The following is a 21,643-nucleotide window of genomic DNA, read 5'->3' as shown; positions in this document are numbered from 1 at the left end:
TCCTGTGCTCGTCACAGGAATCCAGCCACCGCGCGTCCGCGCGGTGAATGACTCTATACGACGGTTGAAAAAGTCTCCCGCGCCCAAGGACTTGGGCGCGCTGGATCCCTGTGACGAGCACAGGGATGAGGGAGTTTGAAGCCGCGCCCCCGTTCCCATTCCCCGGCAAATAAAAGTCTGTGGTTGAAAGCCGGGCCGCCTCCCGCAATGCGCGCCGCGATGTTACAGCTGCTGCGGGAATTGGGGACCAAAAAATTCATGAACAAGATCATCATTGCATTCGCGGCGACCGTGGCACTTGCCGGCTGCGCCAAACGTCCTGACGCCATCGTCCAGGTCGATATTCCGATGGCGGCCTATACGAACCTGAGCTGCGAAGCGCTCGCCGCGGAACTCAAGAAAGAGAAAGCCAAGCTCGACGATCTTTCCAAGCAGCAGATCAGCGCAGCGAACGGCGATGCTTTCGGTGTCTTTCTCGTCGGCGTTCCCATCGGCAGCGTCGCCGGGGGAGACAAGGAAGGAGAAATTGCCGCATCCAAAGGCAAGGTCTCGGCCATGCAGTCCGCTGGTATGAGCAAGGGCTGCAAGCTGCCAAATTGACAGCCGGCGCACCCGCGCCGCCCTTCGAGGTCCCTGGCGGGGTGCCTCGGGGCGAGGCTCTGTTGGGCGCTGGCGGCATTCCTCGGCCGTAACTAGCCGCGGCGGCGTGCTCCAAGGTCCCTCATGCTGAGGTGCGCAGCCCGAGAGGGCGGAGCCTCGAAGCACGCGCCGCAGCGTGCTCCTTGCATGCATGAAACGTCAGCGCACCCGCCTCGTCCTTCGGGGCCCCTACGGGGCACCTCAGGATGAGGCTCTCTTGTACGCAGGGCGTACAGCGGCCTCCGTCCAGCCGTACTGGAACGGAATCGCCTCTCCCGCAGTTAGTTCCCTGTCAATTCAGCTGCAGGTGCGACTGCCATTAGCGACCATTCCGCCTTCTGGAAAAAACCGATCTCCATCGATCTCGATAGCAGCGAACGAATGGTTCTCCGCTCGCCGCAGGATGCGCTTTACGCGCTCGTCTCCGACTGGCCGGTCAAGGGCGGCGTCCATCAGCAGCGGGCGATCGATTTCTGCCGTGCCTGGCTTGCCGGGCGCATGCCGGCCGAGACGGTGCGGCAGGCCTTTATCCTGGCGGCGCTGGAAGCCGGGGTGGCGATCAACGACGATGATGAAGATGCGGCCGGAAGCTCTGTTTCGAACCCCTCAGTGTAGATGCGTCGACGCTGATATATCCACGTCACGCGGCCGGCATCTCGCAGCCGCAACAATATTCCTGTGATGTATTGCAAATATTATTCTCGCTGTGTTTGTAAGAATAGGCAGCGTTAATTGCGCGCCGATTCTTTTAGGGATTCAGCTGAATGAAAATGAAAGTCCTTGTTTGCGCCGCGTTGCTGGCTCTCGCCGGCTGCAATGCGCCGGTGTCGCAATCCGTTGCGGATTCCCAGCGTCCTCCCTCGAGTGACGTCCGGCAGAACTTCGTCAACATCGTGTTCAAGAGAACTTACAGACACGAAGCGGGAGAAGTCGTCTGGGCACGGATTTCGAGCGTGGTGCTGCTCGATCCCGAGAAGAAGATCTACGCTTATTGTGTGCGGATAGTGCCCAAGCGCGGCTGGGGAGACTGGGCCTATCTCGGCGTCTCCTTCACAGATGGAAAAATCCTGGGGGCGACGGTGAACGACGATCGCTGCCACGACAAGCGGCTGCGCTACTACCCGTTTCCTGAGATGAACGGCATGAAGACCTGACGAAAGAGCGAGGGCTGCGGCGGCGTCGCCGTTTGAGGCTATGTTGAGGGGCGGCGCGACATGCTTTTAGCGTCGCGGGCACGGCATCCTCCAACCTTCCTCATACGGAGGTGCACAGCCTGCGGGGCGGAGTCTCGAAGCACAGGCTGTGGTGCCGATGGCTGCAGCCATCGCCTTTTGGAAAACGCCGATCTATCGACGTCGAAATAGGAGATTCAACTAAATGAAGATTAAATTCCTTGCTTACGCTGCCCTGCTGGCACTGGCCGGCTGCCAAACGCCGGTGGCGCAATCCGTTGCAGATTCCCAGCGTCCGCCCTCCAACGCGGTTCGACACGAGTATGTCGACGCTCTGCGGGGAACCATCAAAGCGGGGAACTTCGTCAAGGCCGAGATATCAAGCGTCGTTCTGCTTGATCCGGAAAAGCAGATCTATGCTTATTGCACGCGTACGACGGAACGTGCCTACCCAAATTGGTCCTATATCGGTCTCGGCTTGCAGCACGACATGATATTGTACCTGAAAAAGGACGATTATCGCTGCCACGACGAACGGCTGCGTTACTATGATTTTCCGGAACTGCGGAACATGAAGTACTGAGGCAGAGGCGGGAGGCGGTCTCCAAGCGGACTGCGTATCCCGCAGTCCGCGAGGCCCATTCTCACACTTTGCTCAAGCAAAGACGGCTTCCCTGGACTCATCCACTGTCGACGCCCTGCAGTACCATGCGAGCACGACGACCGATCCAATGAGAGGTACTAGTCCAAGAAGCTGCCACCATCCGCTTCGGTTGATGTCGTGAAGGCGTCGGGCGGCCACGGCGATCCCCGGAAGAAACGTGGCCAGCGACCAGATCCAGCTCAAGGTTTCGCTCCGATCCACGACAAGCAAAGCGATGGCGACGAGAAAGAAGAAGAGTACCGAATACCAGAATTCCGATCGGCTCGCTCTGCCGCTGAAGTTCACATAGTTCTTGAAAAAGCTTCCAATCGCCTGGCCGAAACCCATGGCCGGCGGCCGGCCGCCGAAGCGGTTCGGCCCAACCAGCGGCTTTCTGGAGACGAAGAACAATGCCACGCCGACCGGGATCAAGATGATCAGCCAGTGAAACAGAGAAAAACCGCCCATGAGATACCCCAGCTGTTAGAACAGCTTAGAGATAAGCGATGTTTGTTTCCGGAGGATTAACCGGCTGGTATTCGAATATGTTTCGCAATCACAGCGTGAGAAGCTGCGGCTGCCAGGGTGGCGGCGGGATGATGCTTTGAGCAGGCCGCAATCGCCGTCACTCAGGGCTTGACCAGTACCCGTGCCTGCACCGGCTGCTCGATGCCCTTCAGGGCCAGCATGCGGGTTTCGGCGCCGGCCGCGAGGTCGGGAGCCTTCGCGGCGGTTTCCGCCGAGACCAGGATCTCGCCGGCCGCTGCCTGGGATTCAAGCCTTGCCGCCTGGTTGACGACGCCGCCGATTGCGGTGAAATCGCTGCGGAATCTGGAGAATTCGCCGATCTGGACCTCGCCGGAATGGATGCCGACGCCGACGCCGAGGGAGCGGCCGGGCAGGGCGTCGAGTGTCAGGCCGCTCAGGGCCGCGGCGCAGTTGCGCTGGATCTCCTGTGCGGCCAGGATCGCGGCGCCGGCATGATCCTTCCGGACGATGGGGAAATTGAAGATCGCCATCAGGCCGTCGCCCATCTGCTTGTTGACGATGCCGTCATGCGCCCAGATCGCTTGCGCGCAGCGATCCTGGAACAGGCTGACGATCTCGCTCAGCTGTAGCGCCTCGATGCGCTCGGACAGATCCGTGAAGCCCCTGATATCGGCAAACAGGATGGTGGCGTCGACGGTGATCTGGCGCTGCTTCTTGACGTATTGGAAGGAGCGCTCGCAGATCGTGCAGATATCGGGATTCATCTTGCTGCGGGTGATGCCGAAGGCGCGGAAGGGAAGCGCGAGCGGGCCGCCGATCGGGATCGGCATATGCATCTGGTCCCAGCAGCCGCGGCAGATCCTGGCGCTGCCGTGCCTGGCCGGCTCACTGGAAGAGGCTGTCGTCATATCGAACAATCCGTCGCCTGATAGCCAAAGAACAAGCTTCCGATACTCGCCTGCTTTTGGCAACTCTCCAAGGCGGCAGATGAATAGCGCCACACTTGTTACTCCCACTGGCCGAGATCCGCTGCCAGACTATCTCCCGCAACAGTGAAAAGTGACAAGCAGCGGACGTCAGCGCGCTTTGCCTGGCGAGGCGCGGGCATTCACCGCAATCAGGAGATTTCAAAATGACCACAACAGCTCAAAACGGCGGCCAGCCGGCCATGCACAAGCCTGCGGTCGTGTCGGAGGCAGCCTGGGAGGCTGCCTGGAAGCAGATGCTCGTCAAGGAAAAGGCCCAGAGCCGCGCCCGGGATGCGCTTGCCGCCGAGCGCCGGCGGATGCCGTGGATGGCGGTCGAAAAGGATTACGCATTCGAAGGACCGCAGGGCAGGGTCAGCCTGCGCGACCTGTTTCAAGGACGACACCAGCTCATCCTCTATCGCGCCTTCTATGAGCCCGGTGTCTTCGGCTGGCCGGAGCATGCCTGCCGCGGCTGCTCGATGGTCGCCGACCAAGTTGCCCATGTCGCCCATCTCAACGCCCGCGACACCACCCTGGTCTTCGCCTCGCGCGCGCCGCAGGCCGATATTGCGCGGCTGAAAGCACGGATGGGCTGGACGCATCCATGGGTAACGATCACCGACAGCTTCGACAAGGACTTCGGTGTCGACGAATGGCACGGAACCAACGTGTTCTATCGCGACGGTGAACGCATCTTCCGCACCTATTTCGTCAACAACCGCGGCGACGAACAAATGGGCGGCACCTGGAACTACCTCGACATCACGCCGCTCGGACGCCAGGAAGTCTGGGAGGATTCGCCGGAGGGCTATCCCCAGACCCCGACCTACAAGTGGTGGAACTGGAACGACTCCTATGTCGCCGACGCCGAGCCCGACAAGAAATGGGTCGAGGTCTCCGACGCCGGCGAGGCGGCTTTTCGGGAGGAAAGCGCAAAGTCAAAATCGTGAACCGCGCTGGGGGTGGGCGGGCTTGAGAGTTGGCGCGATGATATGGTGGCCAGCCTCGTCCTTCGAGGCCCCTGCGGGGCACCTCAGGATGAGGCTGGAGAGAGCTCGCGGCCTCGCGGACAGAAAGACGGTGACGCGCGGGTGGCCTCATCCCCGCGGCTCGGCACACCGACTAGCCCTCATCCTGAGGTGCGGAGGCCAAGGGCCGGAGCCTCGAAGGACGGGGGCGGGTGGCTGGGCTGACGAGTTGGCGCGATGATGGAAAGAGGTCAGAGATCTGAAATTACCCCAGTTGCCTTGCCGGCCACCGACCATGCATAGTGGCCGGCGACGCGGAGGGGGCGATGACCAGATTGCATGCGTTTGTTTTGATGATGCTTCTCGCACCGGCGGCGGCGCATGCCGAAAGGCGCTGCGGCTGGCTGGACAATCCCTCGACAGCGAACTGGTCGCTCATGGATGCCGGCGGCGGCTGGATCATCATGGAGAATGGCAGCGGCTACAAGGCCGAAGGAATGGACAAGATCCCCGACCTCACGGCCGGCGAATATGTCTATACCAATGCCACGCACGGCTATGCCTGCGCCTGCATGGACGTGGATATGGATGGCGAGGGAGGGATCAGCCGCATTCATTCCGTGCGGCAATTGCCGCTTTCCCGATGCCGGAGCGATGCCGCCATTCGCTGGTTCCTCGAAAAGGATCAGTGACCGGGCAGCTCGCCCGGCGCTCAACCTCATATCCCTGACGTGCAAGCAGAAAAGCGGGTCCGCTGTAAGGGCGCGGCTGGAACTTCAACATCGGAACGGTGTTTGAGCGCTGCATCGAACGGCAGCGCCGATGATGCAAGAGCTCGGTTACCATTTCAGCACGCATATCTTTTGGATTGGAAACATTCGAGGGGAAGTTGCGTTGTCCTGGTTGCCGGCGGTGTGCCCGGTGGCCCGGTTGCTTGTGGCAGGAGATGATCCATGAAGGTCCTGATCGTTGAAGATGAGAATATTATCGCGCTGGAACTCGAGCGCATTGCGCAAGAGGCCGGTCACCAGACGATCGGGCCGGTCTCGACGGTGGAGCAGGCTCTCGCCCATGCGCAGAGAAGCGATGTCGCCCTCGTCGACCTCGGTCTCGCCGACGGAATGAGCGGCGCCCAGCTTGCGCGGCGGCTGATCGACCGCCATCGGGTCGACGTCATCTTCGTGACCGGCAGTCCCGAGAATGTCGGTCACGGTATCGAAGGCGCGCTCGACGTGATCTCCAAGCCCTTCACCGACGAGAGGATCGCCGGCGCACTCTCGCGGGCAGAGGCGGCCCGACGCAAGGATTTCGGCCGAAGCAAGGTTGCGCTATCATAGCGAAGATCGGCCGCGTTCGGCCATCGACGCCTTCCGGAGGAAAATATCCTGTGAAGCACGCGCTCATGGTCGCTCTCTTCAGCCTTTCGGCCTGTGCCAATTCAGGCGAGCCGCAACCCATTCCGGGGAGCCTGACCTATGGCGGAAAGGTCGTCCATTCGCCGTATCGTCCGGGAATGGTGGTCAAGAATACGTTTCTCGGCGATTTCGGCTACCGCGTCTTCGAGACCTATGTCGTTCAACCCGACGGGACGCTCAAGCTGACGGCCCAGAGCACGGGGCCGGATTATCTCTGGCAGTGAGGCGGCTGCCGTCGCGCTATTCAGGCCACGGTGCATGGCTTGCATAGTCTCCGGAGAAGCCTAGTTGTTTGACCACAGACCGTCGTCCTTGAAGGGGAGGTTTCGATGCCATCAAGTTTCAATGTCGAAAGTGCGGATGGTTACGAGCGGCTGATGGGGCGATGGAGCAGGAGGCTGGCGCCATTGCTGATCGATTTTGCCGGTCTGGCGGATGGCGATCGCGTTCTCGACGTCGGCTGCGGTACCGGCAGCCTGGCGTTCGCGCTGGCGGAAAGGCCGAGCCTGCGGGAAATCGCCGCCATCGACTATTCGCCTATCTTCGTCGAGGCGGCGAAACGGCGCAATACCGATCCGCGGATCACGATCCAGCAGGCCGATGCCTGCGCGCTTCCCTTCGAAGATAACCGCTTCGACCGGGCGATGTCGCTGCTGGTGCTGCATTTCGTGCCGGAGGCAGGCAAGGCGGTGTCCGAAATGCGCCGGGTGGTGCGCCCCGATGGCGTCGTCGCGGCCACGGTCTGGGACCATTACGGCGGCATGTCGGGCATGCGGATGATGTGGGATACGGTGGTCATGCTCGATGAGAACGCGCTGCCGCTGCGGCGCAGATATTGCTTCCAGCCGATGATGCGGCCGGGGGAAATGAAGCAGAGCTTCATCGCTGCGGGCCTGGCAGACGTCGAGGAGACGTCGCTGCTGATCCGGATGGAATATACCTCCTTTGCGGACTACTGGGACCCGATCGCCGCCGGCGAGGGGCCGCTCGGCAAATATGTCGCCGGGCTGGAGCCGACAAAGCGAAAGGCCGCCGATGCCGCCTTACGGGCGGCCTACGAGGCGGGCGAGCCTGATGGGCCGCGGTCGTTCGCGTCGGTGGCGTGGGCGTGCCGGGGCAGGGTGCCGGAGGGCGGCTAAGCGCCGTGTGCAGGCTGCGATTGAGGTATGAGGCGCTCATCCCGCTCGACGCAGATGAATCGCCTCCGGGGGCTTTGCAATTATGATGGACTTTGTCGATTCAGGCACCATAGGATCGACAGCCGTCGTAAACACGGAATTGGTTTAGATGCCCGTCTTTCATGCGAAATGTCCCTGCGGCGCCCTTTCCCTGGAGGTCGACGGCGACCCTGTGCACGACCACATATGCACTTGCACGCGTTGTCAGCGTGCCTCGGGCAGCGTGCTTGGACACAATGTGTGGTTCCTCGAGGAAAATGTCCGGGTTATCTCGGGAGGCTATTCCGTATGGTTTCCGCAAGGCGATACCATGCCTGACGTGATGAAAGCTTTTTGCCCGATCTGCGGTGGGGCGGATTTTCGAAATCCGGAGCCTATCTTCCCGGCACTGTCCTGATCGCGGGCGGCACATTCGCCGATCCGTCCTTTCCCGCTCCGGATCATGTCCACTGGTGGGACAGCCGTCCGCATTGGATCGACCTCGTTGAGGCGATCGAGCGTCATCCCGGAAATTGAACTCTCCGAGAATCGGCCGTCGAAAAGTCATCGTTGACCTCGTAAACGCACGGCGGTTGTCAGCGCCTTTTGTCGGGGTGCGACATAACGCACCCCCGATCACGCTGACCGTGATGGAACAAGGGCAGTATCGCTGACGTTCCGTGCCGCTATCCCCGGACTACGACCGCAGTTCCAGGCAGCGCAACCCGCCCGTTTCGGGCACCCCTTCCGACGGCATCCGGAATTGCCCGCCTCGCCGCCGCTTTCGGACGGAGGAATTCATATGTCCGCTTTGGAAAGCCTGCGCTTGCTCACGCCGCAACAGCGCAACACCGTTATTGCCAGCTATCTCGGCTGGACGCTCGACGCCTTCGATTTCTTCATTCTCGTCTTCGTTCTCAAATATATCGCCGAGGAATTTCATACCGACGTTCCGGCCGTCTCGGTGGCGATCTTTTTGACACTCGCGATGCGGGCGCTCGGCGCGCTGATCTTCGGGTTGGCGGCCGACCGTTATGGGCGGCGCATCACGCTGATGGCCGATGTGCTGCTCTATTCGCTGTTCGAATTCCTGACCGGCTTTTCCACCGGGCTCACCATGTTCCTGGTTCTCAGGGCGCTTTACGGCATCGCCATGGGCGGCGAGTGGGGTGTCGGCGCCTCGCTCGTGATGGAGACGGTGCCGGAGGAGAGCCGCGGCATCGTCTCCGGCATCCTGCAGGCGGGTTATCCCTCGGGCTATCTCATCGCTTCGGTGGTGTTTTTCCTGCTCTTTCCCGTCATCGGCTGGCGCGGCATGTTCTTCGTCGGGGCGTTGCCGGCGCTGTTGGTGCTCTACATCAGACGCAATGTCGAGGAGAGCCCGGCCTTCCTGAAGCGGCAGGCCGCCGGACGCCGGCCATTCCTGACGGTGCTGCGGGAAAACATGCCGCTGTTCATCTGGGCGGTGCTGCTGATGACGGCGTTCAACTTCTTCAGCCACGGCACGCAGGATATCTATCCGACCTTCCTCGAAACTCAGCGCAACTATTCGAGCTATACGGTCGGCGCCATCGCCATCGTCTACAATATCGGCGCGATCTGCGGCGGGCTGTTCTTCGGGGCATTGTCGCAGCGGATCGGCCGCAAGCGGGCGATCGTCACCGCAGCGTTGATCGCCGTGCCGATCGCGCCGCTCTGGGCCTATGCGCCGGGACCGGTGCTGCTCGCCATCGGCGCCTTCCTGATGCAGTTCTTCGTCCAGGGCGCCTGGGGCATCGTGCCGGTGCATCTGAACGAGCTGTCGCCGGACGAGGTGCGCGGCACCTTCCCGGGCTTCGCCTACCAGCTCGGCAATCTGCTCGCCTCGGGCAATGCGACGCTGCAGGCGGGGCTCGCGGCCCGCTGGGACGGCGACTACGCCTATGCGCTGCTGATCGTGGCAGCTGTGGTGGCGCTCGTCGCCGCCGCTCTTGCCGGTTTCGGCTATGAGAAGAAGGATGTCCGCTTCGGCACGGAGGAGGCCGAGGAGCCGCATGGCGCGATGCGAATCTAGCGCTGCCTGTGGTTCAAGAGGCCGGCGGCGGATGTCGGCGGCCTTTCTCTCGTCTTGTCGTCTGATCACGGATGCCGTTCAGGCGCTCTCCACCTCGCAGGCGCAGATGCGATCGTAAAATGTCTGTCCCTTCCACTCCATGAATGGGACGAGCCACCAAGCTATGGCGGCTGTTGTCCAGAGGGCGTAAGGCGCAATCGCTCGACTGTTCGAAGGTACGTATCCGCTGTGGAATATGCCAAGCAATGCGTCGAAATCTTGCGTCGGATGGGGCGGAAACAGCGAGATTGCAAAAATGGCAGCACTGAAAACCAGGTTCGGGCTGAATTTTAGAATTTCCCGTTTAAACGCGGTGCCGAAGTCGGGATTTTCTCCATCGGCGGATTGGACTCTCAGGAAGAAAACCGCCTTTCCGAATGTGCGGCGGCCATTCGCGGAAAAGCAGGCGCAAGCCAGCGCGATCAGCGCGGTATTTACTATGCCTGATAGGAAGTCGGAATATGCCGGTACCGCCTTGTTCACCGGGTTGTCATCTGCGTCCAGAGGGATTGTCAGCACTTGAGTGGGCGTCACGTAGTCCCATGGTTCCATCTCGACGATGATCTTCAGATATCTTTGCTTTCCGAAGCCAAATTGCCGCTCTTCGCAGATCTGGTTGCTGCGCAATTCGTTTGTCTTCAGCGGCCAGCCTGCGTCGATTCGCTTTGCAAGCTGATCTGGCACTCCCTCTGCGCACTTCATGGAGACCTTGTCGGTAAAATGGGACCCCTCGGGAAAGGTCTTCGAAATGTAGTGGACCGCTATGAGGATAGCCGCTTGAAAGATGAGAATGTCGAGGGCGAAGGCGGCAAGGCGTCGCCAGAAGTAGCGGGGAGGCAAAGCAATGGATTGCGGCATCTCGGCTGTATAGTCCATATGCTCCCCTGATAGATCGATGCCGCGAGGCGCTGAGAATCCTCTCAACATGAAGTAGCAAATTTCGCGAATATTGATACGGCGCTTTTGCGTTCTGATGATCGGCAGTTTTGTCTTCCCGTCGGTGGGCGTGAGACGATCGGTCCGTGCCCTGGGACTTGCCGCCGAACGATAGCGTGTTAGTAAAGCCCGCCGGTATCTTGCCGGTTCAACTATTCCCTCCACAGCCGCGAGTGACCCCATGTCCTTTTCTCCCGCCGCCGTCTGGCCCGTCGTCATGCTGTTTGCCTCCAACATTTTCATGACCTTCGCCTGGTACGGGCATCTCAAGCACAAGAGCAGCGCGATCTTTCTCGCCATCGTCGTGAGCTGGGGTATCGCCTTTTTCGAATACTGCCTGGCGGTGCCGGCCAACCGTATCGGCTCGGCGGTCTATACGACGGCGCAGCTGAAGACGATGCAGGAGGTGATCACGCTGATCGTCTTTGCCGGCTTCTCGATCTTCTGGCTCGGCGAGAACCTGACCTGGAACCACGCGATCGGTTTCGCGCTCATCGCAATCGGAGCATCCTTCATTTTCAGGGCGTAAACGCGAGGCTTTTCAATAGATTACAAATTGTCCATGTCTCGATATCGCCGTATTTCCTGCAGATTCCCGTCGCAATCTGCTGTCAGCCTGTCACTATCCAGTGATCAGGAGGTGACCGGCCATGAGCCTCTCTTTCCCGACGATGGCGGCGATCCGCTTCGGTTATGGCTTGCGGCCGGGCGATGCGCCGCCGCAGAGCAAGGATGAGCTGATCGGCCAGATTGCCGAGGGCCTGGCGGCGACGCCGGACTTTCCGCTCGGTGGTCCCGACATGCGCCACCGGGCGATCCTCAGCTTGCAGGCCCAGCTGAGGCAGATCCGGGAGGATGCCAAGACGGTGACCGATGATCCGGTGCGGCGCGATATGCGCAAGGGCGTGCAGCGCCAGGCGCAGCAGCAGTTCCAGCACGATACGAACCTGCGGCTGATGCAGGCGGTGCTGTCGCCCTACGGTTTCTACGAGCGATTGGCGACCTTCTGGACCGATCATTTCTCCACCAGCGCCAATAAAAGCCTGCCGATGCGCCTCATCGTGCCGCTCTACGAGGCCGAGGCGATCCGGCCGTTCCTATCAGGCCGGTTCGGCGATCTCCTGCGCAGCGCCACGGCCCATCCCGCCATGCTGATCTATCTCGATCAGGCGGATTCGCTCGGCCCGGATTCGGCCGGCGGCATCAAACGCAACAAGGGGCTGAACGAAAATCTCGGCCGCGAACTGCTGGAACTGCACACGCTCGGCGCCGGCAGCGGTTATACCCAGGCCGATGTCACCGCCGCGGCCATGGTGCTGACGGGCCTCACCGTCGACCGTAAAGAGATGGATATCGTATTCCGGCCGAATATTTCCGAGCCCGGCACGCATGCAGTGCTGGGCGTCAGTTATGGCGGGCGCAAGCGCTCGCGCGACGATTATCTCGACATGCTCGACGATCTCGCCGTCCACCCGAAGACCGCCGCCCATATCAGCCGCAAGCTGGCGGTGCATTTCGTCTCCGACCGGCCCGACGAGGGCATGGTGTCGGATATGGCCGCGGCCTGGAAGAAGACCGACGGCGATCTCACCGCCGTCTATACCGCCATGCTCGACCATCCCGCCGCCTGGCGTGACGAGGGCGCCAAGGCGCGCCAGCCTTTCGACTACGTCGTCGCCGGATTGAGGGCGCTGAATGCGGGGCCGGTCAATGGCGTCGTCGGCAGCTTCCTGGCCGCCAACCAGCAGGGCACGGAGGAGGGCGATATGGCAGCGAATACGCCCGGCATGGCCGGAGCGCCGGTGACAACAGATCCCGCCGGCGAGGCAAGGGACAAGCGGCTCAAGGCTTTCCGGACGGCGCGGGCGTTGGGGCAGGGTGCGCTGAAGCGCATGGGCCAGCCGATCTGGCTGCCGCCGAGCCCCGCCGGTTTCGAGGAAGGTTTTTCCGCCTGGATCACCGGCAGCCAGCTCGCTGAGCGGCTGGCCTGGGCAAGGCGGGCCGCAGCGCAGTTCGGCCGCGACGAGGATCCGCGCGAGTTCCTCAAATCGACGCTTGCCGATGCGGCGCGCGACGAGACGATCCGCGTTGTGTCGCAGGCGCCGAACAAGATCAGCGGACTGACCCTGGTGCTGGCATCGCCCGAATTCAACCGTCGATAGGAGTTTCCCATATGAACAGGATCTCGCCCTCCCGCCGCGGTTTTCTCACCTCCGCCTGCTGTCTTGCCGCCGCGCCCGTCTTCACGCCCGTCACCTTCGCCGCGATGCCGGGTGATAACCGCTTCGTCACGATCGTGCTGCGCGGCGCGATGGATGGGCTGGACCTGGTGCAGCCCTATGGCGATGCCGGTTTTGCTGCGCTCCGGCCGACCTTGGCGCTGACGCCCGACACCGGACTTCTCGATCTCGACGGGCATTTCGGTCTCAATCCGGCCGCTGCCGACCTGATGCCGCTCTGGAAGAGCCGGGAGCTCGCCTTTGTGCATGCGGTCTCGACGCCCTATCGCGATCAGCGCAGCCATTTCGACGGGCAGGACATGCTGGAATCGGGCGGCGAGCATGTCGCCGAGGAAAGGACCGGCTGGCTGAACCGGGCGCTTGCCGTCATCCCGCGTTCGGATGCGCGCAAGGCGATCGACGTCAACACCTCGACGGAGCTGATCCTCTCCGGGCCGAACGATGTCGACGTCTGGGCCTCGGATTCCAATCTGGCGCCGGCGCGCGACGAAATGCAGTTTCTGGCGCGGCTCTATGCCGGCGATCCGCCCTTTGCGGCCGCACTTGCCGAGGCGACGCGCGCCGACGCTGCCTCGATGATGGTCGAGCCGGACGGTCAGCGCGGCGAGAAGACGGCCGATGTAGCAGCGCTCGCGGCCAATATGCTGAAGGGCGGTTACCGCATCGCCAGCTTCTCCATCACAGGCTGGGACACGCATATCGGCCAGGCCGGCCAGTTCAAACGGCCGGCGGAGGATCTCGCCCAGGCGATCAACACGCTGAAGGCGACGCTCGGGCCGGAGATCTGGTCAAAGACAGTGGTGCTTGCGATGACCGAATTCGGCCGTACCGTGCGCCAGAACGGCTCCGGCGGTACCGACCACGGCACCGGTGGCTGCGCCGTGCTGTCCGGCGGTGCCATCAACGGCGGCCGCATCCTCGGCCGCTGGCCCGGGCTCGGCGACGGCCAGCTGCTCGACGACCGCGACCTGATGCCGACCGCCGACGTGCGCGAGGTGGCGGCTGCGATGTTGTATCGGCAGTTTGATGTCGGTGCGGATGATCTGACGGGGAAGATCTTTCCGGGGCTGGGGTTTGATAAGGGGTCGCAGTTTCTGAAGGTGTGAGGGTGGGAGCAATCAATCCAGGAGCAGCGTCGAACGGCTTGAGCTGGCAAAGGGCCTGGAGGCACAACCTCTCCTCCGTCATTCCTGTGCTTGTCACAGGAATCCAGTGCGCCCAAGTCTTTGGGCGCGAGAGAGCCTTTACGCGGATGACTGTTATTCACGGCGCAGACGCGCCGTGGCTGGATTCCTGTGACGAGCACAGGAATGAGGAGAGGTAAGTGTCTGTCGCTACTTGGCCCTTCGGTTGCGCTCAAGGCGTTCGTCGCTAAACGCTCCGACATCCGCCAAGTCGACCCTACCGGCCGGTCATCTTCAGCGCTGCCTCAGGCAGCCGCTCACCCTGAACCTCGATGCCGGCGAGGGCCGTGTCGATTTCGGCGAGGTCGTCGGCCAGAAGGTGGATGTCGACAGCCCCGAGATTCTCTTCCAGCCCATGCTGCTTCGTCGTTCCCGGGATCGGGACGATCCATGGCTTTTGCGCGAGCAGCCAGGAGAGGGCGATCTGCGCCGGGGTTGCGCCCTTGCGATCGCCGATCCGCCTGATCAGGTCGACGAGCGCAAAGTTGGCCTTGCGCGCCTCAGGTGAGAAGCGTGGCACGCTGTTGCGGAAATCGCTCGCATTGAACTTGGTGTTCTCGTCGATCTTGCCTGTGAGGAAGCCGGCGCCGAGCGGGCTGAAGGGCACGAAGCCGATGCCGAGGTCCTGCAGGACGGGCAGCAGTTCGGTCTCGGGGCCGCGCCAGAAGAGCGAATATTCGCTCTGGACGGCCGTCACCTTCTGGACGGCATGAGCGCGACGGATGGTCTGAACGCCCGCTTCGGACAGGCCGAAATGTCCGACCTTACCGGCTGCGATCAGATCCTTGACGGCGCCGGCCACCTCTTCGATCGGCACGTCGGGATCGACGCGGTGCTGGTAGAACAGATCGATGCGATCGGTCTTCAAGCGGCGCAGACAGGCCTCGGCAACCGCCTTGACATGCTCGGGACGGCTGTTGGTGCCGCCGCGGCGTTCGCCGGTTTGCAGATCGATATCGAAGCCGAATTTCGTGGCGATGACCACCTGGCCGCGGATCGGCGCGAGCGCCCTGCCGACAAGCTCTTCATTGGCGAAAGGGCCATAGGCTTCGGCCGTGTCGAACAAGGTCACGCCCTGCTGATGGGCGGTGCGCATCAACCGGATCATGTCGCCTTCATCGGCAGGCGGGCCATAAGCTGAACTCATGCTCATGCAGCCGAGACCGAGGGCGGAGACTTCGAGATCGCCGATTTTGCGTGTTTTCATGGTCGTGTCCGTTCGTGGCTTAACTGCACTTGACGAAATGACTTACGTACCTCATTTGATTGATTGCAAAATACGAGATATCTTGGAGGAGTGATGCATGGAGCCCGAATTCTTTATCAACAGCGAAGAAACGCTCCGCAGACTTTACTCGGCGACGCATGACCTTGCTATTCAGAAGATACAAGAAACTCTTGGCGTCCACGCGCAAGAATTTATCCGACGTTCACCGTTCCTTTGCTTGGGCACGCAGGACCTGAACGGCCGGGCCGATGTGAGCCCGCGCGGCGACCCGCCCGGCTTCGTCAGTATTTTGGACGACAGAACGTTGGCTATTCCGGATCGTCCGGGGAACAACCGATTGGACAGCCTTTCCAACATCGTAGCAAATCCTGCCGTGGGACTATTGTTCATGATTCCCGGCTTCGACGACACCCTGCGAGTTAATGGAGTGGCACGAATAGCCACGAATCCGGCCCTTCTGGAAACGATGACGGTCAACAGCCGCGTACCCACTCTTGCGATAGTGGTGCAGGTCCGCGAGGTCTTCCTGCATTGCGCAAAGGCCCTCAGGCGATCGCATATTTGGGACTCAACTCACCATCAGGATCGCAGACAGATGCCCTCACTGATCAAGATGATATTGGATGAAACGACGGGGGCACCGGGAGAGGAGGAGATGCAAAAGATCGATGCGGGGTTGGAGGAAGATTACAAGAAAACGATGTATTAGGAGGCATCTGAATGTTGAGTCCTTGCGCTCACGCAAGGCTGCCGCTAGCGCGACAACAGGCATTCTCAGAAGTTTGTGTGGAATTTCTCTTCTAATTCATATTCGTAGGTCGTTTTTGGTGGTTTCTGCTACCTAATGCCGAGTGTGTGAGGACTTGATCAGACGCTACTCCGACCCCACGTCTTTTCAGTTGCCGATATCTTGGAGGTCGACATGGTCGTGCGAGTAAGCTTTAGAGTTGCCAACCACCACCACCTTTCAACGCCTTGGCACCTCAATTTCATCGACGCCAAGACGCCAGAAGAGGCTATGTCTGCCGCTAAATCTTATCTTTCTCGGCAGGGTCCAAACGGAATTTACAAATACGATCTTGAGATGGTTGCTGCCTAATAGCCGAGTGATGTTTGCTACGGTCTTGTGAGGGATGAAGCGAGCCGCTGCCCGGCCCTTCGCTTGGGCTCAGGGCGTTCGTCGCTGCAATCGATTCACTGGATCGATTGCTCGGGCTTCGCCCGACCGCTCCTCACCCCAGCACATCATAAAGCCGGAAGATGAAACTCACCTGGTAGACCAGGTTGGCGATGACGAAGGCAGCGTGGAAGCGCCGGTTGGGGGTCCAGGCGGCGATGGCGCAGAGGATGATGTAAATGATGTTGCGGGCGGGATATTCCCAGCCGAGCGAGAGGATGCGCTCGTGGCCTTTGATCGCGGTGTCGAGAATATCGACGGCATAGATCAGGGCGAGGATGCCGAAGAACCATTTGCGCCTCGATATGAAATATTCCTCGTAGCCGCCATATTCGTCGAGGCTTGCCGGGAAGAGCAGGGCGCAGAGCAGGAAGAACAGGCTGCAGAAGCAGACAAGGAAGAGATAGATGCCGAAGCCGATGACGGGCACGGCCTGCAGGCGATATTCCCACCACCAGATATGGATGATGAACAGGAACAGGGACAAAGCCCAGCCGAGATGGACGGGGTAGACCTTCGCCTTGCCGGGATGCTGGACGATGCCGGCAAGGCCGGTCAGCACCCTGGCGAGCGAAAGGCTGATGACCATGCCCATCACCACCTTGATGTGAAGGAAGACCTCCGGCGAGCTGACCGTTTCCATGCCGTCGCTCCCCGGTATGTCACTCCTCGGGGACTTGTTTCGGTTTGCCCTCTTCGTCGAGCGCCACCATGATGAAGGTGCCGGCCGTAACCTTTTCCATCTTGGCGTAACGCGAACGATGCGCCCAGGCTTCGACGATCAGCGTGATCGAGGTGCGGCCGACACGCTCGACATCGGTATAGACCGACAGCGTGTCGCCGATCTTGACCGGCAGCTCGAAGGCCATTTCCTTGACGGCGGCGGTGACGACGCGGCCTTTGGCCCGCTCGGCCGCACGGATGCCCGATGCAAGGTCCATCTGCGCCATGACCCAGCCGCCGAAGATATCGCCGGCCGGATTGGCATCGCCGGGCATGGCAAGTGTGCGCAGCGTCAGTTCGCCTCTCGGCTTGGCGGTGTCGGTCATGAAGGTTCCCTCGATATCCGGATACGATTCTGCCGCCAAGGTTAGGCGAACTCCGTGTCCGTACCAATCCCTTTCGGTGAGAGGACCGGCTGCGGAACAAATATGGCAGCTCGCGGCGATTTAAATTCCGTTCGATTTCAGTCGGTTGAAATTTGCAACCGTCATCTCACCTAACGTTATGTGAGAACCCACTAATCCAACTTTACCGTCCGGTAATTCAGCTGTTCCAATATGTGACGAATTCTAAATGTAAGAATCGCCGGGAACCTCATGCGCAACGTCAAGATTTCCACCCGCCTTTACTGCCTTGTCGGCTTCACGCTTGCCGTGCTCGCGGCAACGATGGTCTTCTTTCTGAACTATTCCTATTCCGAGCTGCAAGCGGAGCGGAAGGCAGGGCTGGAGAAGATGGAGGCGACGGCGCTCGGCATCTTCGACAAATATTACAAGATGGAGCAGGCGGGCACCATGACCCGCGAGCAGGCGCAGGCGGCTGCCAAGGACGTGATCGGCGCGATGCGCTATGGCGCCGACGGTTATTTCTGGATCAACGACATGCATCCCACCATGGTGATGCACCCGATCAAGCCGGCGCTTAATGGAACCGACATCTCGCAGATGAAGGATCCCACCGGCAAGTTCCTGTTCGTCGAGTTCGTCAACAAGGTGAAGAAGGACGGCAAGGGTTTCGTCGATTATTACTGGCCGAAGCCCGGCGCCGATGAGCCGGTGCTGAAATATTCCTATGTCGCCGGTTTCGAGCCCTGGGGCTGGATCGTCGGCACCGGCGTTTATGCCGATGACCTTGCCGCGCTCTATCGTCAGAATGCGATCTGGGCGGCAGTGCTCTGCCTGCTCGGTGCGGCGGCCACGATTGCCATCGCCTATGCCATCGTGCGCAGCGTCACAGTGCCGATCGCTCGGCTGAAGACGGCGATGAACGCGATCGCCGCCGAAGAGGCGTCGGTGGAGATCGCCGGCAGCGATCGTCGCGACGAGATCGGCCAGATGGCCAAGGCGTTGCTGGTGCTGCGCGACTCCGTCGATGAGCGCAGCGCGCTGCGCGGACGGGAAGACGAGAGACAGCGGCAGATCGAGGACGAACGCCGCGGCAACGAGGCGAGCCTGCGTTCGGCCTCCGAACGGCAGACACTCGCGATGCAGGCACTCGGCGTCGGCCTGGAAAAGCTTGCGGGTGGCGACCTGACGGTTGCGATCGGGGACATCGGCGAGGATTATGCCAAGCTGAGGGGCGATTTTAACGCCGCCGTCGATGCGCTGAACGGGGTCATCCATGCGATCGCCGAATCGAGCCGCGTCGTCAACGACAGTGCCTCCGACATCAGCGAGGCGACCGGCAACCTGTCGAAGCGCACCGAACAGCAGGCGGCGGCGCTCGAAGAGACGGCGGCCGCGCTCGACGAGATCACCGCGACGGTCAAGACCGCATCCGAGCGGGCGAACGAGGCGCGCGAAATGGTGGCCGAGACGAAGGCGAGCGCCGGACGCTCCGGCGACATCGTCCGCAACGCGGTGACGGCGATGGGCCGCATCGAGGAATCCTCGAGCCGCATCAACCAGATCATCTCCGTCATCGACGAGATCGCCTTCCAGACGAACCTTCTGGCGCTGAATGCCGGCGTCGAAGCGGCGCGAGCAGGTGAGGCGGGCCGCGGCTTTGCCGTCGTCGCCCAGGAAGTGCGTGAACTTGCCCAGCGTTCGGCCAATGCGGCCAAGGAGATCAAGGAACTGATCAGCCGCTCGGCGACGGAAGTCGAGGGCGGGGTCGCGCTGGTGCGCTCGACCGGCGATGCGCTGCTGGAGATCGAGGCGCTGGTCAATCAGGTCAACGACCACGTCGTGTCGATCGCCACGGCGGCACGCGAGCAGTCGACCGGGCTCAACGAGATCAACGGCTCCGTCAACCACATGGACCAGATGACGCAGCAGAATGCGGCGATGGTTGAAGAGACGACGGCTGCAAGCCGCACCCTTGCCGACGAAAGCACCCAGCTGAAGACACTGCTTTCGAATTTCCGCCTGCGCGGGGAGCCGCGGGCCGAGGCGCGGTATACGCGGGCCGCGTGAGAGGCAGAACGCAGTAACGGCTTCGTGGCTGTTCGGATCGAAATGTAAGAAAAAGAGCCGTTGCGACGGCTCTTTTTCGTTGGTGCGGTCATGCGATCGGATGCCGCAATCGCATCGCCTGCACGATCCCCTCGACTATAGGGGATCGTCGATGGGCGGAACTCGAAGATCTTCAGGCCGATATACCTGGCCGATGTGCTTGGTAAAAGGCAGTAGATTCAATCCTTAAGCGAATCTAATTGCAATTTACCTTCCGTTATGCTTCATTCAGGTTGTAGTTGAGGGGTAGGGCATTTCGAAGATAGCGATAGCTATCGCAACGGAAGCCACCGTGATTCTCCAATTTCTCTTCTGTCCGGGACCACGGCCGCGGCCGCTTTAGTATGGCCGTCTGTCGCCCCCGAATTCGAATATCGCTGCCCCCTCATCGTACAGCTGCCGCATTCCATTGATGTAACCAAGGGAGGCCGAAATGGCTCGCAGCAAGCATGGTTCGCCAGTGAGAGGCATGGATAGCGTCGCGCATTCGAGTGTTCGCGACCAGAGGTTCGGGAGGATGTTCCGCAACCTTCCGGCCGCCGCATTTACCGAGGACGCGCTCACCGATCTCGCGAAAACGATGTTCCAGGGAGAGTTCGCCGAGAAAATCGAGGAGGGACAAGCCGTCGACGTCGCGCTCGACGAAAGGGAGCCTGAAGACGAGAACCCGACAATTCCTGCCGGCTTCACCTATTTCGGTCAGTTTCTCGATCACGACATCACTTTCGACCCGGTCTCGTCGCTCGACCGCTTCAATGATCCCGATGCCCTGCAGGATTTCCGCACGCCGCGCCTCGACCTGGATTCGGTCTATGGCTCGGGACCGGCCGACCAGCCTTTCCTCTACGATGACGACGAGCTTCATCTGCTGCTCGGGGACGACAAGGATTTCGACAAGACGAGAAACAATCGTCCCGACCTGCCGAGGAACACTGCCGGGGTCCGCCGCGCGCTGCTCGGCGACAAGCGCAACGACGAAAACCTGATCGTCTCGCAGCTTCACGCTACCTTCCTCAGGTTTCACAACAAGGTCGTGGACACGCTGAGGAGCGCCGATTTCGAACTCTGTCAGCAGACCGTGCGCTGGCACTACCAGTGGATCGTGCTGCATGATTTCCTGCCGCGCATCATCGGCAAGGAGACCTATGACCGCGTCATCGTCGGGAGAGGGGAAAAGCCTGATATTCGCTTCTACAATCCGCAAGGCCGCTATGCCTTCATCCCGGTCGAATTTTCGGTCGCGGCGTATCGATATGGCCATACGATGGTGAGGCCGAGTTATTCACTGAACCGGATCGTCACCAAGCCCGATCCGATCGAGCAGCGTTTCAACGGGAAAAAGGCGAAGTTCCATCGTATTCCGATTTTCTCCCTGACCGATGTGGTCGAACATCCGCTGGCGAATTTGAATGGTTTTCGCGAGCTGCCGAACTTCTGGGCGATCGACTGGGCCTTCTTCTTCGACGGGGTCGCCCCCGAGGGGGTGCCGCCGGCCGGCGCGGTACTGCCGCAGCCCTCCTACAAGCTCGATACGACGCTGGTCGATCCGCTGACGAGCCTGCCGGATCATCAGGCAGAGCCGATCAAGATCCGCAGGGCGCTCGCTGCCCTGAACCTGCTGCGCGGCTGGCGGCTCGGACTGCCGTCCGGTCAGGCGGTGGCGCGCCATATGGAAATGGAGGCGCTGTCGGACGAGCAGCTGTTTGACAGCGAGGATGCCGAAAGGAAGAGGAAGCGTGGCGCATTGCTGAGCGAACACCCCGGCATCTTCAAGGAGAACGCGCCGCTCTGGTTCTACATTCTGCGCGAGGCGGAGATATTCGGAAACAGCCAGCATCTTGGCCCGGTCGGCGGCACGATCGTCGCCGAAGTGCTGACCGGCCTCATTCGCGAGGATCGCCATTCCTTCCTGGCGCAATGGCCGAAATGGCGCCCGACATTGCCGGGCGCCGTGGCGGGGCATTTCACCATGGCCGACCTGATCAACTTCACCAACGGGTAGCTCGATCCGGCGTGATGAAGCCGCGCCGATGAGGCGCGGCAATTCAATTGCGAGAAGGGCCGGGTGACCGGCCTTTTTCGTTGTGCGCCCAGCATGGGCGCACTCTTGTGGGTGGAAGTCCCACCGTAAGCTGGTCATAGCGAACGAAGAGAAACGC

Annotated in this window: 25 protein-coding genes; 19 read left to right on the top strand and 6 right to left on the bottom strand. The window is 61.1% G+C overall.

All coding sequences use genetic code 11. The features are described 5' to 3' along the window. Positions 1-258 precede the first annotated feature (258 nt). From CO666_RS31995 to CO666_RS31980, 4 genes are all read left to right on the top strand, one after another. Complete coding sequence (locus CO666_RS31995) at positions 259-600, top strand: lipoprotein (RefSeq protein ID WP_097615923.1); 342 nt, start codon at positions 259-261, stop codon at positions 598-600. Between the two features lie 420 nt (positions 601-1,020). Beyond that, positions 1,021-1,254, top strand: coding sequence for a DUF982 domain-containing protein (locus CO666_RS31990; RefSeq protein ID WP_245436909.1), 234 nt, complete (start codon positions 1,021-1,023; stop codon positions 1,252-1,254). 149 nt (positions 1,255-1,403) lie between these two features. Beyond that, complete coding sequence (locus tag CO666_RS31985; RefSeq protein ID WP_097615911.1) at positions 1,404-1,793, top strand: hypothetical protein; 390 nt, start codon at positions 1,404-1,406, stop codon at positions 1,791-1,793. A gap of 223 nt (positions 1,794-2,016) precedes the next feature. Next, positions 2,017-2,394 carry a hypothetical protein gene (locus CO666_RS31980; protein ID WP_097615909.1) on the top strand — a complete coding sequence of 126 codons (378 nt, stop codon included), beginning with the start codon at positions 2,017-2,019 and terminating at the stop codon, positions 2,392-2,394. 72 nt (positions 2,395-2,466) lie between these two features. Here the strand turns inward: CO666_RS31980 and CO666_RS31975 are convergent, their stop codons facing one another. Together CO666_RS31975 and CO666_RS31970 are read right to left on the bottom strand one after the other, a co-directional pair. Next, entirely contained in the window at positions 2,467-2,922 is a 456-nt protein-coding gene (locus CO666_RS31975) for a DUF805 domain-containing protein (RefSeq protein WP_097615908.1), read from the bottom strand. A gap of 161 nt (positions 2,923-3,083) precedes the next feature. After that, on the bottom strand, positions 3,084-3,851 hold the full coding sequence (locus CO666_RS31970; RefSeq protein ID WP_097615920.1) for an adenylate/guanylate cyclase domain-containing protein: 768 nt from the start codon (positions 3,849-3,851) through the stop codon (positions 3,084-3,086). Between the two features lie 224 nt (positions 3,852-4,075). Between CO666_RS31970 and CO666_RS31965 the strand changes: the two genes are divergently transcribed. The 8 genes from CO666_RS31965 to CO666_RS31935 all read left to right on the top strand — a co-directional run bounded on the left by CO666_RS31965 (position 4,076) and on the right by CO666_RS31935 (position 9,504). Next, positions 4,076-4,861 (top strand): DUF899 domain-containing protein, encoded by a 786-nt coding sequence (locus CO666_RS31965; RefSeq protein ID WP_097615907.1) that lies wholly within the window; start codon positions 4,076-4,078, stop codon positions 4,859-4,861. Between the two features lie 344 nt (positions 4,862-5,205). Beyond that, positions 5,206-5,571 (top strand): DUF4087 domain-containing protein, encoded by a 366-nt coding sequence (locus CO666_RS31960; protein WP_097615906.1) that lies wholly within the window; start codon positions 5,206-5,208, stop codon positions 5,569-5,571. Between the two features lie 261 nt (positions 5,572-5,832). Beyond that, positions 5,833-6,216 carry a response regulator gene (locus CO666_RS31955; RefSeq protein ID WP_097615904.1) on the top strand — a complete coding sequence of 128 codons (384 nt, stop codon included), beginning with the start codon at positions 5,833-5,835 and terminating at the stop codon, positions 6,214-6,216. A 50-nt stretch (positions 6,217-6,266) separates the two neighbouring features. Beyond that, a complete protein-coding gene (locus tag CO666_RS31950) occupies positions 6,267-6,518 on the top strand; it encodes a hypothetical protein (protein ID WP_097615902.1) in 252 nt (83 codons plus the stop codon). Positions 6,519-6,623: 105 nt separating this feature from the next. Next, a complete protein-coding gene (locus CO666_RS31945) occupies positions 6,624-7,433 on the top strand; it encodes a class I SAM-dependent methyltransferase (protein ID WP_097615901.1) in 810 nt (269 codons plus the stop codon). A gap of 148 nt (positions 7,434-7,581) precedes the next feature. Beyond that, entirely contained in the window at positions 7,582-7,869 is a 288-nt protein-coding gene (locus CO666_RS31940) for a GFA family protein (protein ID WP_245436908.1), read from the top strand. Beyond that, entirely contained in the window at positions 7,806-7,988 is a 183-nt protein-coding gene (locus CO666_RS34800; RefSeq protein WP_245436910.1) for a GFA family protein, read from the top strand. Before CO666_RS31940 ends, CO666_RS34800 begins: the two co-directional genes overlap by 64 nt. A gap of 265 nt (positions 7,989-8,253) precedes the next feature. Then, positions 8,254-9,504: an MFS transporter gene (locus tag CO666_RS31935; protein ID WP_097615900.1), complete on the top strand. Its 1,251-nt coding sequence runs from the start codon at positions 8,254-8,256 to the stop codon at positions 9,502-9,504. Between the two features lie 78 nt (positions 9,505-9,582). Here CO666_RS31935 and CO666_RS31930 read toward each other — a convergent pair whose 3' ends face one another. Continuing rightward, complete coding sequence (locus tag CO666_RS31930; RefSeq protein WP_342588135.1) at positions 9,583-10,662, bottom strand: RDD family protein; 1,080 nt, start codon at positions 10,660-10,662, stop codon at positions 9,583-9,585. Between CO666_RS31930 and CO666_RS31925 the strand changes: the two genes are divergently transcribed. The 3 genes from CO666_RS31925 to CO666_RS31915 all read left to right on the top strand — a co-directional run bounded on the left by CO666_RS31925 (position 10,661) and on the right by CO666_RS31915 (position 13,825). Then, positions 10,661-11,008 (top strand): DMT family protein, encoded by a 348-nt coding sequence (locus CO666_RS31925; RefSeq protein ID WP_097615898.1) that lies wholly within the window; start codon positions 10,661-10,663, stop codon positions 11,006-11,008. The two genes, CO666_RS31930 and CO666_RS31925, sit on opposite strands and share 2 nt — an antisense overlap. A 121-nt stretch (positions 11,009-11,129) precedes the next feature. Beyond that, entirely contained in the window at positions 11,130-12,641 is a 1,512-nt protein-coding gene (locus CO666_RS31920; RefSeq protein ID WP_097615897.1) for a DUF1800 domain-containing protein, read from the top strand. Between the two features lie 11 nt (positions 12,642-12,652). After that, complete coding sequence (locus tag CO666_RS31915) at positions 12,653-13,825, top strand: DUF1501 domain-containing protein (RefSeq protein WP_097615896.1); 1,173 nt, start codon at positions 12,653-12,655, stop codon at positions 13,823-13,825. A gap of 295 nt (positions 13,826-14,120) precedes the next feature. Here the strand turns inward: CO666_RS31915 and CO666_RS31910 are convergent, their stop codons facing one another. Then, positions 14,121-15,110, bottom strand: coding sequence for an aldo/keto reductase (locus tag CO666_RS31910; RefSeq protein ID WP_097615895.1), 990 nt, complete (start codon positions 15,108-15,110; stop codon positions 14,121-14,123). A gap of 97 nt (positions 15,111-15,207) precedes the next feature. On the opposite strand from CO666_RS31910, the gene CO666_RS31905 reads away from it, so the two are divergent. After that, positions 15,208-15,840 (top strand): pyridoxamine 5'-phosphate oxidase family protein, encoded by a 633-nt coding sequence (locus CO666_RS31905; protein WP_097615894.1) that lies wholly within the window; start codon positions 15,208-15,210, stop codon positions 15,838-15,840. Positions 15,841-16,053: 213 nt separating this feature from the next. Further along, positions 16,054-16,230: a hypothetical protein gene (locus CO666_RS34365; RefSeq protein ID WP_179869795.1), complete on the top strand. Its 177-nt coding sequence runs from the start codon at positions 16,054-16,056 to the stop codon at positions 16,228-16,230. A gap of 133 nt (positions 16,231-16,363) precedes the next feature. On the opposite strand, the gene CO666_RS31900 is transcribed toward CO666_RS34365, so the two are convergent. Together CO666_RS31900 and CO666_RS31895 are read right to left on the bottom strand one after the other, a co-directional pair. Beyond that, on the bottom strand, positions 16,364-16,951 hold the full coding sequence (locus CO666_RS31900) for a hypothetical protein (RefSeq protein WP_097615893.1): 588 nt from the start codon (positions 16,949-16,951) through the stop codon (positions 16,364-16,366). 19 nt (positions 16,952-16,970) lie between these two features. Further along, entirely contained in the window at positions 16,971-17,357 is a 387-nt protein-coding gene (locus CO666_RS31895) for an acyl-CoA thioesterase (protein WP_097615915.1), read from the bottom strand. A 270-nt stretch (positions 17,358-17,627) separates the two neighbouring features. On the opposite strand from CO666_RS31895, the gene CO666_RS31890 reads away from it, so the two are divergent. Together CO666_RS31890 and CO666_RS31885 are read left to right on the top strand one after the other, a co-directional pair. Then, a complete protein-coding gene (locus CO666_RS31890; RefSeq protein WP_097615892.1) occupies positions 17,628-19,445 on the top strand; it encodes a methyl-accepting chemotaxis protein in 1,818 nt (605 codons plus the stop codon). Between the two features lie 472 nt (positions 19,446-19,917). After that, positions 19,918-21,486 (top strand): peroxidase family protein, encoded by a 1,569-nt coding sequence (locus CO666_RS31885; RefSeq protein ID WP_245436907.1) that lies wholly within the window; start codon positions 19,918-19,920, stop codon positions 21,484-21,486. Positions 21,487-21,643 lie beyond the last annotated feature (157 nt).

Source organism: Rhizobium chutanense, assembly GCF_002531935.1.
GTDB classification, from domain to species: domain Bacteria; phylum Pseudomonadota; class Alphaproteobacteria; order Rhizobiales; family Rhizobiaceae; genus Rhizobium; species Rhizobium chutanense.
The sequence above is the reverse complement of the archived record's forward strand: the minus strand, read 5'-3'. Positions and strand labels throughout refer to the sequence as shown.

Excerpts from the sequence above, each read along its gene's own strand:
- CO666_RS31885 (WP_245436907.1), top strand. The coding sequence starts at position 19,918 with ATGGCTCGCAGCAAGCATGGTTCGCCAGTGAGAGGCATGGATAGCGTC.
- CO666_RS31995 (WP_097615923.1), top strand. The coding sequence starts at position 259 with ATGAACAAGATCATCATTGCATTCGCGGCGACCGTGGCACTTGCCGGC.
- CO666_RS31905 (WP_097615894.1), top strand. The coding sequence starts at position 15,208 with ATGGAGCCCGAATTCTTTATCAACAGCGAAGAAACGCTCCGCAGACTT.
- CO666_RS31945 (WP_097615901.1), top strand. The coding sequence starts at position 6,624 with ATGCCATCAAGTTTCAATGTCGAAAGTGCGGATGGTTACGAGCGGCTG.
- CO666_RS34365 (WP_179869795.1), top strand. The coding sequence starts at position 16,054 with ATGGTCGTGCGAGTAAGCTTTAGAGTTGCCAACCACCACCACCTTTCA.
- CO666_RS31990 (WP_245436909.1), top strand. The coding sequence starts at position 1,021 with ATGGTTCTCCGCTCGCCGCAGGATGCGCTTTACGCGCTCGTCTCCGAC.
- CO666_RS31930 (WP_342588135.1), bottom strand. The coding sequence starts at position 10,662 with ATGGGGTCACTCGCGGCTGTGGAGGGAATAGTTGAACCGGCAAGATAC.
- CO666_RS31910 (WP_097615895.1), bottom strand. The coding sequence starts at position 15,110 with ATGAAAACACGCAAAATCGGCGATCTCGAAGTCTCCGCCCTCGGTCTC.
- CO666_RS31895 (WP_097615915.1), bottom strand. The coding sequence starts at position 17,357 with ATGACCGACACCGCCAAGCCGAGAGGCGAACTGACGCTGCGCACACTT.
- CO666_RS31975 (WP_097615908.1), bottom strand. The coding sequence starts at position 2,922 with ATGGGCGGTTTTTCTCTGTTTCACTGGCTGATCATCTTGATCCCGGTC.
- CO666_RS31980 (WP_097615909.1), top strand. The coding sequence starts at position 2,017 with ATGAAGATTAAATTCCTTGCTTACGCTGCCCTGCTGGCACTGGCCGGC.
- CO666_RS31970 (WP_097615920.1), bottom strand. The coding sequence starts at position 3,851 with ATGACGACAGCCTCTTCCAGTGAGCCGGCCAGGCACGGCAGCGCCAGG.
- CO666_RS31965 (WP_097615907.1), top strand. The coding sequence starts at position 4,076 with ATGACCACAACAGCTCAAAACGGCGGCCAGCCGGCCATGCACAAGCCT.
- CO666_RS31955 (WP_097615904.1), top strand. The coding sequence starts at position 5,833 with ATGAAGGTCCTGATCGTTGAAGATGAGAATATTATCGCGCTGGAACTC.
- CO666_RS31925 (WP_097615898.1), top strand. The coding sequence starts at position 10,661 with ATGTCCTTTTCTCCCGCCGCCGTCTGGCCCGTCGTCATGCTGTTTGCC.
- CO666_RS31890 (WP_097615892.1), top strand. The coding sequence starts at position 17,628 with ATGCGCAACGTCAAGATTTCCACCCGCCTTTACTGCCTTGTCGGCTTC.
- CO666_RS31935 (WP_097615900.1), top strand. The coding sequence starts at position 8,254 with ATGTCCGCTTTGGAAAGCCTGCGCTTGCTCACGCCGCAACAGCGCAAC.
- CO666_RS31900 (WP_097615893.1), bottom strand. The coding sequence starts at position 16,951 with ATGGAAACGGTCAGCTCGCCGGAGGTCTTCCTTCACATCAAGGTGGTG.
- CO666_RS31985 (WP_097615911.1), top strand. The coding sequence starts at position 1,404 with ATGAAAATGAAAGTCCTTGTTTGCGCCGCGTTGCTGGCTCTCGCCGGC.
- CO666_RS31960 (WP_097615906.1), top strand. The coding sequence starts at position 5,206 with ATGACCAGATTGCATGCGTTTGTTTTGATGATGCTTCTCGCACCGGCG.
- CO666_RS31940 (WP_245436908.1), top strand. The coding sequence starts at position 7,582 with ATGCCCGTCTTTCATGCGAAATGTCCCTGCGGCGCCCTTTCCCTGGAG.
- CO666_RS31915 (WP_097615896.1), top strand. The coding sequence starts at position 12,653 with ATGAACAGGATCTCGCCCTCCCGCCGCGGTTTTCTCACCTCCGCCTGC.
- CO666_RS31920 (WP_097615897.1), top strand. The coding sequence starts at position 11,130 with ATGAGCCTCTCTTTCCCGACGATGGCGGCGATCCGCTTCGGTTATGGC.